Source organism: Microbacterium jejuense (assembly GCF_039544225.1).
Classification (GTDB): Bacteria; Actinomycetota; Actinomycetes; order Actinomycetales; family Microbacteriaceae; genus Microbacterium; species Microbacterium jejuense.
Window position 1 is genome coordinate 83,040 of the sequence record NZ_BAABLG010000011.1, and the last position, 12,144, is coordinate 95,183.

Below are 12,144 nucleotides of genomic sequence, written 5' to 3' on the forward strand. Positions count from 1 at the left end.
CTGACGGACGCTCAGCTCTCCAGCACCGCGATCGCGCTGGAGATGTAGTCGTCCACCTCGCGCGGGCCGAAGACGGCCACGTTGGCGATGTACCCCTGGGCGAGGGCCGCGATCGACCGTGCCGCCGCGGCGGCGAGGGCCGCGGCATCCGTCTCGTTCGCCGTCTGCGTCGCCGCCCAGGGCCCGATCGCGGTCTCGAGCGAACCGCGCAGGCGCGCGGCGGTGACCAGGAGCTGCTCCTGCAGCCCCGGCTCGACCATCGCCTCGCCCCAGAACTGCAGCACGAGCGAAGCCTTGAGTCCGGCTTCGTCGAACACCCCGAGCATGCCGCGCAGCGCGGCGCGGGGCGGCAGGATCTCGCCCCGCGCCCCGGCGGCTTCGAGTCCGTCGATGCGGGGGAGCAGGAACCGCCCGACGATGTAGCGCGCGAGCTCGCCCTTGTTCGTGAAGTGCGAGTAGATCGCGCCCGTCGACAGGCCTGACTCCTCGACGATGTCGGCGATGGACGTGTCGCGCACGCCCTTGCGCTCCAGGCAGCGCAGGGCTGCGCGGGCGATCTCGTCGCGGCGGGCCTCTCGATACTCCTCCGACACCTTCGGCATGGAAACAGAATACCGATTCTGTTATTCTCGCAAACAGAATCGGTATCCTTTTTAGGAGCACGTCATGTCCGAGGCATCCAGCCGTCCACGTCCCACGAAATGGATCGTCGCCGCAGCGTTCGGTCTGCTCGGCTCGCTCATCGTCGCCGTCATCGTGATGGCGTTCGTGTGGCCGGCAGCCACCTCGCAGCCGCAGAACCTGCCCGTCGGCATCTCGGGTCCGTCCGAGATGGTCGGCGCCGTCGAAGACAAGCTGGCCGAGCAGGACCCGGCGCCGTTCGACCTGTCCGACGTCGACGACCGCGACGACGCCGTCCAGCGCATCCAGTCCCGCGAGCTGTACGGCGCGATCCTCCTGGGCGACGAGCCCGAGGTGCTGATCGCGACCGCCGCGAGCCCCGTCGCCGCGCAGGCGCTGCGTGGCGTCGCGACGCAGCTGCAGTCGCAGATCGACGCCACCGCGCAGACCGCGCTCACCGATCAGCTCACCGCGATCGTCGGCGCACTCAAGAGCGGACAGCTCCCGCAGCTGCCCGCCGGAGCCACGGACGGCGCCGCACCGTCGATCCCGAAGGTCACCGTGACCGACCTCGTGCCGCTCGCCGACGGCGACAAGACCGGGGCGGGCCTTGCCGCATCCGTCTTCCCGATGGTGCTCGGCGGTATGCTCGGAGGCATCCTGCTGACGCTGCTGGTCCAGGGCGTCGTCCGTCGCCTGGTCGGGCTCCTCGTGTTCGGGATCGCGGCGGGCGCGCTGATCGCCCTCGTGATGCAGACGTGGTTCGGCATCCTCACCGGGGACTGGCTGCTGAACGCCGCGGTGCTCGGACTGGGCGTGACCGCGACCTCGGCACTCGTCGTCGGGCTCGCGGCGCTGATGGGCCCTCCCGGCATCGCTGTCGGCGCGGTCATCACGATGTTCATCGCCAACCCGATCGCGGGCGCTGCGACTCCGCCGCAGTTCCTGCCCGAACCGTGGGGTGCGATCGGGCAGTTCTTCGTGCCGGGCGCGTCGGCGAACCTGCTCCGGTCGGTGATGTACTTCCCGGATGCCGCGACCGCGACGCAGTGGATCATCCTGGGCTGCTGGCTCGCCGGCGGTGTGATCCTCGCGCTCATCGGCCACTCGCGCAACCGCGCCGAGCTGACCCCGCCTGCCCGCCAGCTGGAGGTCTGACGCCGGAGGGGCGGCGGGTGCCTCGCTAGTCTGTTCGCGTGGAAGAGCTGCACCCGCTGACCCTGCTGTTGATCCCGCTGCTGGCGGTGCTGGCGCCGCTGCTCGCTCGCGGTCTCGGGCGCTGGGTGCGCATCCCGGTGGTCGTGTTCGAGCTCGTCCTGGGCATCCTCGTCGGACCCTCCGTGCTCGGCTGGGCGACAGCGAACGGGTTCGTCGACACGCTCTCGGAGTTCGGACTGGCGATGCTGTTCTTCGTCGCAGGCACCGAGATCCAGTTCTCGTCCTTCCGTGGTCGACTCGGCAAGCGGGCCTCGCTCGGCTGGCTCATCAGCCTCGTCGTGGGTGTCGCGGCCGGCTTCGTGCTCGCTCCCGGCGAAGCGGCGATCGTCATCGGCGTGGCGCTGTGCTCGACCGCGCTCGGCACGCTGCTGCCGATCCTCCGGGATGCCGGCGAGCTGCGCACCCCGTTCGGCCAGGCTGTGGCCGCGATCGGCGCCGTCGGCGAGTTCGGGCCCCTGATCGCCATCTCGCTGTTCCTCGGCGGACGTGACCTGGGGGTGGCCACGATCGTGCTCGTCGCCTTCGCGATCATCGCGGGGTTCGCGATCTGGCTGGCGGCGAAGCTGCCGCAGGGAGCCCTGCACGAGTTCGTCAGCTCCACCCTGCACACCTCGGGGCAGTTCGCGATCCGCGTCGTCCTGCTCATCCTCGCCGCCCTCGTGGTGCTGAGCATCGTGTTCGACCTCGACATGCTCCTCGGTGCGTTCACGGCCGGCATCATCTGGCGGCTCCTCATGCGCGACGCGTCCGAACACGACCGCGAAGCCGTCGAGAGCAAGATCGAGGGCGTCGCGTTCGGCTTCCTCGTGCCGATCTTCTTCATCTACACCGGCATCACGTTCGATCTGAAGTCGCTCATCGAGCAGCCCGTCCTGTTCCTCCTCGTGCCCGTCGTGCTGGTGATGCTGTTCCTCGCGCGCGGCCTGCCGTCGATGCTCGCCGCGCCCGAAGGCTCGACGCGTCGTGATCGCCTGTCGATCGCGCTCCTCGGCGCCACCGGGCTGCCGATCATCGTGGCGGTCACCGCGATCGGCGTCGACGAGGGCATCCTCACGACGAGCCAGCAGACCGTGCTCGTGGCGGGCGGAATGCTCTCGGTGCTGCTGTTCCCGCTCATCGGGATGTCGATCCGCGGCGAGAAGCTCCAGGCATCGCCGACCCTGCAGGACGACATGGCGTGAACGCACGCGATCTGATCGACGGCGCCAGGGCACGCCTCTCGGCAGCGGGCGCGCCGCGCGAGGCGCTGGGCGAGCTCGTCGTGCCGCGGCGCATCCTCGGGATCGCACGCGCACCGCGCATCGAACGGCGCAGCTCGGCGTGGCACCTCGGCGTGCTGCTGCTCACCGACGACGCGGTTCTCGCGACGGGCGAGATCGTCCGCGCCCGGCAGGAGGCCCGGCGCGGCTACACCGCCGAGTCGCAGCGGCAGCGGTCCGAGCTCGCCTTCGCGGCCCGGCGCGGCGGCTTCGCCGAGGGGGAGACGGTGCACGTGGGCTGGCGGACGCTGAGTGTCGACACCCCGGACGCGCCGCTCGCACCGCACGAAGGCATCCCGAGCATCCGGTGGAGCGGCGCCGGCGCGCTCATGCCGCTGCAGGCCTACCTCGACGAGCGCGTCGCGCTGCTGCTCGACCCGCCCGCCGGAGCCTGAGCGGGTCTTTCACCCCGGCCGTTGAGCGTAGCGACGAAGGAGCGAAGACGAAACGTGAGACGCTCTCGAGAACACGCGCCGACGCGGACGTTGCGGCCGTGACGGGGTCGTACGAGCGGCTCAGCGCGTTTCGTCTCGCTGCGCTCGCTCAACGACCGGGGTGCTGGTGCTCGCCCGATCAGCCGGCGAAGCGGGCGGCGAAGGCGCGCAGCAGCCGGGCGGGTTCGGTGATGGATGCCGCCAGCACGCGTCCTGCGATGGCGTCGTAGTCGCTGGACTCGAAGTATCCGTCGTCGCGGTACACGGCCATGCGCTCGGTGAAGGCCTTCGCCGTCGGCTCGGGGTGGAACTGCGTGGCGTAGAGGCGGTCGCCGGCGCGGTACGCCTGGACGGGGCATCCCGTGTTCTTCGCGAGCAGCACCGCACCGGGCGGGAGCTGCTCGGTCCCCTCCTTGTGGGCGGTGAGGGCCGTGAAGCGGTTCGCGAGGCCGCCGAACAGCGGATCCGCCGCCGCCGACGACGTCAGGTCGATCGCGACGGGGCCGGTGTCTTCGGGGAACCCGCGGCTCACGGTGCCGCCGAGGGCGCGGGTGGCGATGCCGATGCCGTAGCAGGTGAACATCGCTGCAGGGCCCTCGCCGGTGGCAGTGCGCTCGGCGATGCGGGCCAGGTCTGATTCGAGCCGGCGCTGCGCGTCGGTCTTCGTCGATTCGGGGTCGGCGACGTTGAACGGGCTGCCGCCGATGACGAACCCGGCGTACCGCTCGAAGGCGTCGTCGGGGAGCGGATCGCGCACCAGGTCGTGACGGTCGAGCACGTCTTCTTCGAGGTGCATCGCGGTGCGGAACGACTCGTACTCGGCGGCGGCCGCACCCAGCTGCGGCCGCACGCAGACGTAGAGGAACGAGGCGGTCGTCATGCCCGAAGTCTAGGTGTCCGGGCCGTCGCACGGGGAGGGCCGCGGCATCCCGAGAAATCTCGCGGGTGCATGTATCAAGAACCCTCTATCGCGCTCGGGCATGGTGTGGACAGAATTGGCGCTATGACGCAGCCGGGCGCCGAAGCATCCGTCGACTCCGTGGAGCCGGCGCGATGGGAGCGCGCGGCTGCACTGTTCGTGCGCTGGCGCGAAGGCGACAGCCGTGCGATGGATGAGCTCGTCCGTCTGATGACACCGCCCCTGTGGCATGTCGTGAGGGCGTACGGGCTCGATCATGCGCTCGCGCAGGACGTCGTGCAGACGACGTGGCTGACGCTCGTGCGCCGTCACGAGACCATCAACGACCCGCTCGCGGTGTCGGGGTGGCTCACGATGTGCGCGCGTCGCGAGGCGTGGCGGGTCGGCAAACAGCATCGGCGAGCCGATGCCACCGAGGCCGAGTCGCTCGAACCGCACCTTCCGGTCCACGAATCCGCCGAGCAGACCGCCGCACAGGACGACGAGACCCGTCGCCTCTGGGACGCGGTCGGCACGCTCAACGACCGATGCCAGCGCCTGCTGCGGATCGTCGCGTTCGAGGACCGTCCCGACTACGCCCGCATCGCCGAGGATCTCGCGATGCCCGTAGGGTCCATCGGACCGACCCGCCAGCGCTGCCTCGCTAAGCTCCGCGCCGTACTCGAGGGCGACGGATGGAGGGGTGATCCAGATGGAGACTGAGGACTTCGCGGCCGATGCCGCGCTTTTCGCACGCATGCGCCGCATGTGGGAGGACGTCGATCCGGTGCCCGCCGACCTCGTCGACCGGATGGTCGCCGCGGTCGCGGTCGAGGATCTGTCACGCGAGTACGCCCTGCTGACGCTCGTCGAGGGGACGCTGGCCGCCGTGCGCGGCGAGAGCGACACCGCGACCCTGCAGTTCAGCGATGGGACGACGAGCGTGCTCGTGCACGTGACCGACACCGAGACCGGTGGTCGTCGCGTGGACGGATGGGTGGATGCCACCGCCCTCGCGATCCGCCTGATCCAGGCTGACCGCGAATGGGCGACGGATCCCGGCGAACACGGACGGTTCGCCTTCGACGAGGTCACGCCAGGGGTGGCGCGGCTCCGTCTTGTCGTGCGCGACGCCGACGGCGCGCTGCGCGACTTCCAGACCCCGCAGTTCGAGGTCTGACGCAGTTTCGTTTTGGGAATGGATGCCGCGGCCTGGGGGTCGCGGCACCCGTTATGTGTGAGGGGAAGACATGAGCGACAGCGGCTCGGACGACAACGACCAGATCGAATTGAGGACTCCTCGGCTGACGTGGCGGGAGCGCATCGATGCGCGACGCAGTGTCGGCGTCCCCCTGGACCCATCGGTCGAACGACTCGAAGAAGTCCCCGCATATCCGACGCATTACCTTCCGGATCGGCTCCTCGTGACGCAGCCCGAACTGCTCGCAGACATCCAGACTCTGCTCCAGGACGCCGCAGCCGAGTTCGGATGGAGCATCGAGGCCAATGCCACGCAGGGCGATGCCGGGGCGGACCGTGCAGCAGGTCGCTCGGCCCGGCGCGCGCTGGATCCTCGCAGGGAGAACACTGTCCCTGTCGACCTGCACCCCGACACGCTGCGGCGCGTCCGCATCTTCCGTGATCCGAAGAAGGGCGTCGACGACCAGCCCGTGCCGCCCATCGACGCATGGCGTGTACTGCAGCGCGCGCGAGCGCGGCTCCTTCGACCCGAGACGGAAGGCGGTGCGCCCGACAACCTGCCGTCCGGCGGCGGCGGCACGCCGGCGTCCCGGACCTCCCGCCCGGCCAGGGGGCGCGCGGCAGCTGGGTCCACAGAGCCGGTCCGTGAGGCACCCGATGCAGAGAACGCGCTGGCGCCGGAAGCAGTCGACGAGTTGCTGGACAAGCTCAGCAGCGTGGGCCTCGACCACGTCATGCACATCGGCCCCTACCCGAGAACCAACCCGTATACGCGGACGAACCCGTACCCGAGAACCAACCCGAACGGGCCGGGCGCAGACGCGTACGGAGAGCCCGGCAGCGGTGGCCGCCAGGTGGTGGACTACATCGGTACGGCACCCGCACCGCTCCACGCGAACCTTGTCCGTCGACCGGTCGTGGGAATCCTCGACACGGGATGCGGTTCTCACAGATGGCTGGATGGCGTCGTCACCCGCATCGAGGATCTCCCGGTCGAGCAGCAGTTCGGCATCACCGATCACGAAACCGACCCTGAGGAGTGGGGCGACGTCCTGGGACCCTACGACGGATACCTCGACGACGCATCCGGGCACGGCACGTTCGTCGCCGGGATCGTGCACCAGACCTGCCCGGACGCGCAGATCCTGTCCGTCCGGGTCGCCGACAGCGACGGGACCGTGATCGAGAGTGAGCTCATCGAGGCGCTCAAGGGCCTCGTCGACTGGGTCGACGAATCGAACGGCCGCAACCTCGACGTCGTGAACCTCTCGCTGAACTACTTCCATGAGACCCCTGTCCGCTCGCTCTTCGATCGCAAGCTCTCCGATCTGCTGGGCGAACTGCGGGCGAAGGGATGCGCCGTGGTGTGCTCGTCCGGCAACGAGTCCACAGATCGTCCGGCGTTCCCCGCTGCGCTGTGGAACTGGCACGGTGCGGAGTTCACGCTCGACGACGCCGAGACCGTGGCTCCTCACGTGTCCGTCGGCGCACTCAACCCGAACGGGTCGATGGCGTTGTTCAGCAATCTGGGACCGTGGGTGCGCACGTACGCACCCGGCGCCGCGGTGCTGAGCACGTTCCCGCCACTGAACGGCGATGTCCAGCCGGGAACGCGCGACACCGAGTGGGGGGTGCTCCGGGAGACGATCGACCCCGACGACTTCAGCGGAGGATTCGCGATCTGGAGTGGCACTTCGTTCGCGGCCCCGTACGTGGCTGGATCACTCGCCGCCACCCTTGCCGCAGCGTTCGCCGAGGCTGAGGCCGCTGCCACGCCGCAGGCACGTGTGGTGACGCAGCAGGACGCGGCCGGTGTGGCTGCTCGTGTGAAAGTGCTGCACGAGGCCGTTGGTGGCGCGATCTCGAAGAACAAGGAGCGTGGGCCGCGAACCGCATAACGGGTGCGGGCACACATCGGTGCGGCCAAGATGGTGTCTGTGGAGACCGACCCTGATCAGCTGCACCGGCGCGCTGTGGAGTTCGTCAATCAAGGTCGGCTCAGGGAGGCGCGCGATCTGCTCGACGCAGCGTCGAGATCAGCCACGGACGCCGATCTACGTGCGCGGGTGGAGGGCACCCGCGCGATCATCCTCGTGCGGACCGGGAGCCCTGAGGAGGCGGAGCAGGTCTGCGAAGCTGCGATGTCGATACCGGGTCTCCAGCCGCGATCCATCGCTCTTCTGGCCGGCCAGCTGGGCTCGGTGGCCGAGCGGCTCGGCAAGCTTGACGTTGCCGAGCGCTGGCTCACCCAGGGCATCGACGGGTTGAGCGAATTTCCGGCCGAGCGCGCGAACCTGCTCGTGAATCGCAGCCTGGTCAACATCCATCGGCGCTCCGTGCCGGCGGCGGCAGCCGATGCGGCAGCGGCGACGGAGATCTTCTCCTCCCTCGGCGAGGAGATCGATGCTGCACAGGCGCGCCACAACGAGGGATACATCCGTCTCCTCGGGGGCGACCTCGTCTCTGCCTTGACTGAGATGGTGAAGGCACGCGCGACTCTCGTGGGGGTCTCGCCCGTCATGGCGGCGATCGGTGATCTGGACCGGGCAGAGGTCCTGCGTGAAGCGGGCCAGACGACGGAGGCTGAGCGCATTCTTCGCCAGGTGGCCGAGGTGTTCGGATCACAGGGCATGCCCCAATCCCGCGCTGAGGCGGAGTTCCAGCTTGCACGATCGCTCCTTTCTCATGACATCGCCGCGGCTGAATCGACGGCTCGCGCGGCGGCAAGACGATTTCGCAGGCTTGGCATCGATCTTTGGGCGACTCGCTCGGAGGGGGTGCGGTTGCAGGCGGCCCTCCAGTCCGGCCGGGTCGAGTATCGCGGCAGCACCGCCGCCGTCGACCGACGTCTGCCCGGCGACGCGCGAGTCGCCGAAATCGTGAAACGCCTCGAACGCTACGGCCTGCGCGGTGAGGCCCGCGAACTCCGGCTGACGAGGTTGCTCTCGCGCGCGCGCAGAGGTCACAGCGACGCTGGCCTGATCCGCGTGTCGCCCACCGATCCGTTGGAGGTGCGGATCCTGGCCTACGAGGTGCGCGCGGAACGCGCGAGTGCACGGGCCGAGGGAGGCGCGACCCGCAAGTATGCCGCGGCCGGCCTCGACCTGCTCGCGGAGTGGCAGGGGGCCTTCGGCAGCATCGATCTTCAGACCTCGGCGAGCATGCACGCTGCGGGCCTGATGTATCGCGGCCTGGCGTCGGCTGTTGATTCAGGTCGTCCCGAGGTCGTCTTCGACTGGTCGGAGCGCGCCCGACATATGAACCAGCAGGTGGTCCCGCTTCGACCGCCGCCCGACCGGGAGCTGGCCGATGATCTCGCCGAGATCCGATTGGTGCGTGCCGACGATCCGTCGGGTGACTGGATCTCATCCTCGCGGGTCGCGGAATTGCGGGAGCGGGTTCGCGAGCGGCAGTGGGCACACACCGGTGCGCGGGCGGGGAGTAGACGGGTATCCCTGGACGAGGCGCAGGCCGGGCTGTCGGATTCTGCCGCCCTGCTGTCTTACGTCTTCACAGGTACGTCGATGGTCGCGACCGTCATCACGTCCGCGGGCGCGCGTCTGGTCCCCGTCGCGCTCTGGCCTGAGGCGGCCCGCCTCATGACCGGCCTTCGCGCCGATCTCGATATGGCGGCGTCCGTGCGCTCAGGGCCGCTGCAGCGCGTTGTCGCCCGGACGCTGGACGAACGGCTGGCTGAGCTCTCGCGGATCCTGCTCGACGAGCCGCTCCGCGGACTCGATGTCGAACGGGTCATCCTCACCGTGCCAGGGGTCCTGAACAGCATTCCGTGGGCGATGCTCCCCGCCATGAGGGCTCGGCCGTTCGCCGTCGCTGTGTCTGCGACGCGCTGGCTCTCGTATGAGCGTGATGCGCGGCGGGCTCCACCAGCACGCACCGGTTTCGTTCTCGGGCCGCGGGTCGCCCGTGCGCACGAGGAAGTGAAGACTGCCGCTGAAGCCTGGGATCGCCCGAAGATCCTTGGCGCCGCGACGGCGTCCGCCGTTACCCGACTGGCAGGCGAAGTCGACGTGCTGCATATCGCCGCGCACGGGCGCCATGCGGTGGACAACCCCATGTTCTCGGGCCTCGAGCTCGCCGACGGTACCCTCTTCGGCTACGACATCGACCTCATCGAGAACGTCCCCGATACGGTGATCCTCTCGGCGTGCGAAGTCGGCCGCTCGTCGGTCCGTTGGGGCGAAGAGGCAGTGGGCATGACGCGTGTGTGGCTCCATGCCGGCGCGCGCTGCGTCGTGGCTGCCCCGGTCGTCGTGGCCGACGATGACGCGTGCGAGCTGCTCGCGGCGATGCACGACGGTCTGGCAGCCGGCATCCCGCCGTCCGTCGCGCTCGCCGAAGCGTCGCAGCGCACCGGGATCGTGGCACCGTTCCAGGTGCACGGTGCGGGCTTCTGAGATCCTCAGAGAATTCCTGAGTCCGATGTATCAGGGCGGATGCCGCGCGCTCCTGCTCTTCGGAACCGCTCGTTGCCGCCCCACCGGGGGGTCGGGCGCACGAGCAGAAGACGTCTGGGGCCGCACCTGGGGATGCGGGTCTTCGCGACGGTTTCTCGAGGGGTGTCGCATGGGGACCTGGCGGCACCCCTCGCACCGTGTCCGGGTCAGCCGCGGGACGAGTTCGCGGTGCGCCCCCGCACGATCCCGACGAATGCGTCGACCGCGGGGGTCGTGTTCTCGGCCACCCACGCGAGGGCGACAGTCGAGGTGGGGCCGTCCAGCAGCACGCGGTACTCGGCGTCCTTGCGGCGATGCAGGCGTGCGAGCGACATCGGCACGATGACGATCCCGACGCCCGCCGCGACGGTCGCGATCGCCTCGGCGGTGTCGGCCGGGGGCGCGAATCGGGGCTCCACAGCGCCCCGGATGTGGCTGCCGAGCACGTCGTCGCGCGGAACGACCAGCACCTCGCCCACGAGGTCGGCGGTGTCGAGTTCGTCGACGGCGAGAAGGTGCGAGTCCTTCGACGTCACCACGACCGGCACCTCGTCATACAGCGGGATGATGTGCAGGCCGTCCTTGTCGATCGGCAGTCGCACGAGGGCCGCGTCGACCTCGCCGTCCACGAGAGCGCGGCGCTGGTCCGAGACGGCCAGGGGCACGAGCTCGAGCGCGGTATGCGGCATGCGGTCGTTCCATGTGTCGATCCAGCGTCCGGGGGTCGCCCCGGGGATCGCGCCGAGTGTGAACGTCGTGGGCATCGGCGGCTCGACGGGAGCGGGTTTCGGGGCGCGCGGCTGAGCGGGCTTCGGCTTGCGCGGCTGAGCGGGCTTCGGCCTGCCCTTGCCCGCCGAGGCGGAGCCGCCTCCTGGTCGCCGGGACGCGGCATCCCGACCCCGTCCTTTGCCCGACCCGCCCTTCGCCATACCGATCAGCGTAGCCGGGGCGCTATCGTTCGCTCATGGTGGGGATTCTCGCGACGGTCTTCGCAGCGCTGGCGGCGCTGCTGCACGTGTACATCTTCGTGATGGAGAGCGTGCAATGGACGCAGCCCAAGATCTGGAAGCGGTTCGGCGTCGCCGACCAGGCGGCGGCCGAGATCACGAAGCCGATGGCGTACAACCAGGGGTTCTACAACCTGTTCCTCGCGATCGGCGTGGTGATCGGCATCGTGCTGTTCTACGCCGGGGGCAGCATCGCGCTCGTGCTGTTCGCGCTCGGCTCGATGGTCGCGGCGGCGCTGGTGCTCGTCACGACGGGGCTCAAGTACCTCCGCCCGGCGCTCATCCAGGGCACGCTGCCGCTCATCGCGTTCGTGCTCTTCCCGTTCGCCTGATCCGTCAGCACGCGCCCCACCGCCCGGCTTGGGATGCCTCGGCCTCCGCCTGCGCGGCGGCGAACAGTTCGGCATGGGCGGTGTTGGGCGCGATGCGCAGCGCCTCGGCGTCGCCCGCGGCCATCAGCTCGTAGTTGACGAAGCGGCCGTCGTCGGTCCAGAGGTACAGAAGTGCGCGGTCGTACCGGTCGCGCAGTTCGGCGTCGGGCGAAGCCCACACCGTGGCGCCCTCGGGCAGCAGTTCCGACAGGTGCGCGCGGGCCTCGCCGGCCCAGCACTCCGGCGTGGGCGTGCCCTCGGGTGTGTCGATGCCGATCAGCCGTACGCGCGTGCGCTCGTCGGTCCCGGGGTCGACGGCCTCGATCGTGTCGCCGTCGAACACATACGTGACGGTGAGCGCGATGGCATCGTCGGGCCGCGAAGGGATGCCGGCGGCCGGGGCCGACGGCCCGGTGGAGGGCGTCGGCAGCTGGGGCAGCCGGCCGGGTCTCGGTGCGACAAGACCCCAGTCGCGGTCGGGCGCCGGCCCCTGCTCGGGAGGCCAGGCCACCACGGCGAGCACGGCGAGGAACAGCACGAAGCCGACGGCGATGAACACCTTGGCTCGCCGCAACCACCGATGCTCGTCCATCGCGTCAGGCTAGCTGTACTGCCCAGGCAGGTTGGTTAACCGGGTGATCGGTGGGACCTTGCCGATGGCGGTGTGGGGCCGGTGGTGATT

Annotated in this window: 12 protein-coding genes; 8 read left to right on the forward strand and 4 right to left on the reverse strand. The window is 69.7% G+C overall.

The window, feature by feature from the left end:
- Positions 1-11: 11 nt before the first annotated feature.
- Positions 12-602: a TetR/AcrR family transcriptional regulator gene (locus tag ABEA46_RS17355; protein ID WP_345546270.1), complete on the reverse strand. Its 591-nt coding sequence runs from the start codon at positions 600-602 to the stop codon at positions 12-14.
- A gap of 64 nt (positions 603-666) precedes the next feature.
- Between ABEA46_RS17355 and ABEA46_RS17360 the strand changes: the two genes are divergently transcribed.
- From ABEA46_RS17360 to ABEA46_RS17370, 3 genes are read left to right on the forward strand one after another with little or no spacing between them, the layout of a single operon-like run.
- Complete coding sequence (locus ABEA46_RS17360) at positions 667-1,779, forward strand: hypothetical protein (RefSeq protein WP_345546272.1); 1,113 nt, start codon at positions 667-669, stop codon at positions 1,777-1,779.
- Between the two features lie 38 nt (positions 1,780-1,817).
- Positions 1,818-3,020 carry a cation:proton antiporter gene (locus ABEA46_RS17365; RefSeq protein ID WP_345546274.1) on the forward strand — a complete coding sequence of 401 codons (1,203 nt, stop codon included), beginning with the start codon at positions 1,818-1,820 and terminating at the stop codon, positions 3,018-3,020.
- Positions 3,017-3,493, forward strand: a complete 477-nt coding sequence (locus ABEA46_RS17370) for a glutaminase (protein ID WP_345546276.1) — start codon at positions 3,017-3,019, stop codon at positions 3,491-3,493. Before ABEA46_RS17365 ends, ABEA46_RS17370 begins: the two co-directional genes overlap by 4 nt.
- Before the next feature lie 178 nt (positions 3,494-3,671).
- Here ABEA46_RS17370 and ABEA46_RS17375 read toward each other — a convergent pair whose 3' ends face one another.
- Entirely contained in the window at positions 3,672-4,412 is a 741-nt protein-coding gene (locus ABEA46_RS17375; protein WP_345546278.1) for a glutamine amidotransferase-related protein, read from the reverse strand.
- Between the two features lie 123 nt (positions 4,413-4,535).
- Here ABEA46_RS17375 and ABEA46_RS17380 point away from each other — a divergent pair, with 123 nt between their 5' ends.
- The 4 genes from ABEA46_RS17380 (at position 4,536) to ABEA46_RS17395 (ending at position 10,045) form a co-directional block, all read left to right on the forward strand.
- The gene (locus ABEA46_RS17380; protein WP_345546280.1) at positions 4,536-5,153 is read left to right on the forward strand and encodes an RNA polymerase sigma factor; all 618 of its coding nucleotides are present in this window, start codon (positions 4,536-4,538) and stop codon (positions 5,151-5,153) included.
- On the forward strand, positions 5,143-5,610 hold the full coding sequence (locus ABEA46_RS17385) for a hypothetical protein (protein WP_345546282.1): 468 nt from the start codon (positions 5,143-5,145) through the stop codon (positions 5,608-5,610). Before ABEA46_RS17380 ends, ABEA46_RS17385 begins: the two co-directional genes overlap by 11 nt.
- 70 nt (positions 5,611-5,680) lie before the next feature.
- Entirely contained in the window at positions 5,681-7,528 is a 1,848-nt protein-coding gene (locus ABEA46_RS17390) for a S8 family peptidase (RefSeq protein ID WP_345546284.1), read from the forward strand.
- Between the two features lie 30 nt (positions 7,529-7,558).
- Positions 7,559-10,045 carry a CHAT domain-containing protein gene (locus ABEA46_RS17395; RefSeq protein ID WP_425563212.1) on the forward strand — a complete coding sequence of 829 codons (2,487 nt, stop codon included), beginning with the start codon at positions 7,559-7,561 and terminating at the stop codon, positions 10,043-10,045.
- Positions 10,046-10,251: 206 nt separating this feature from the next.
- Here the strand turns inward: ABEA46_RS17395 and ABEA46_RS17400 are convergent, their stop codons facing one another.
- Positions 10,252-10,848, reverse strand: a complete 597-nt coding sequence (locus ABEA46_RS17400; protein WP_345546287.1) for a LysR family substrate-binding domain-containing protein — start codon at positions 10,846-10,848, stop codon at positions 10,252-10,254.
- A 200-nt stretch (positions 10,849-11,048) separates the two neighbouring features.
- Between ABEA46_RS17400 and ABEA46_RS17405 the strand changes: the two genes are divergently transcribed.
- Positions 11,049-11,423: a DUF1304 domain-containing protein gene (locus tag ABEA46_RS17405; RefSeq protein ID WP_345546289.1), complete on the forward strand. Its 375-nt coding sequence runs from the start codon at positions 11,049-11,051 to the stop codon at positions 11,421-11,423.
- 4 nt (positions 11,424-11,427) lie between these two features.
- Here ABEA46_RS17405 and ABEA46_RS17410 read toward each other — a convergent pair whose 3' ends face one another.
- Positions 11,428-12,054: a thermonuclease family protein gene (locus ABEA46_RS17410; protein WP_345546290.1), complete on the reverse strand. Its 627-nt coding sequence runs from the start codon at positions 12,052-12,054 to the stop codon at positions 11,428-11,430.
- Positions 12,055-12,144: the final 90 nt, after the last annotated feature.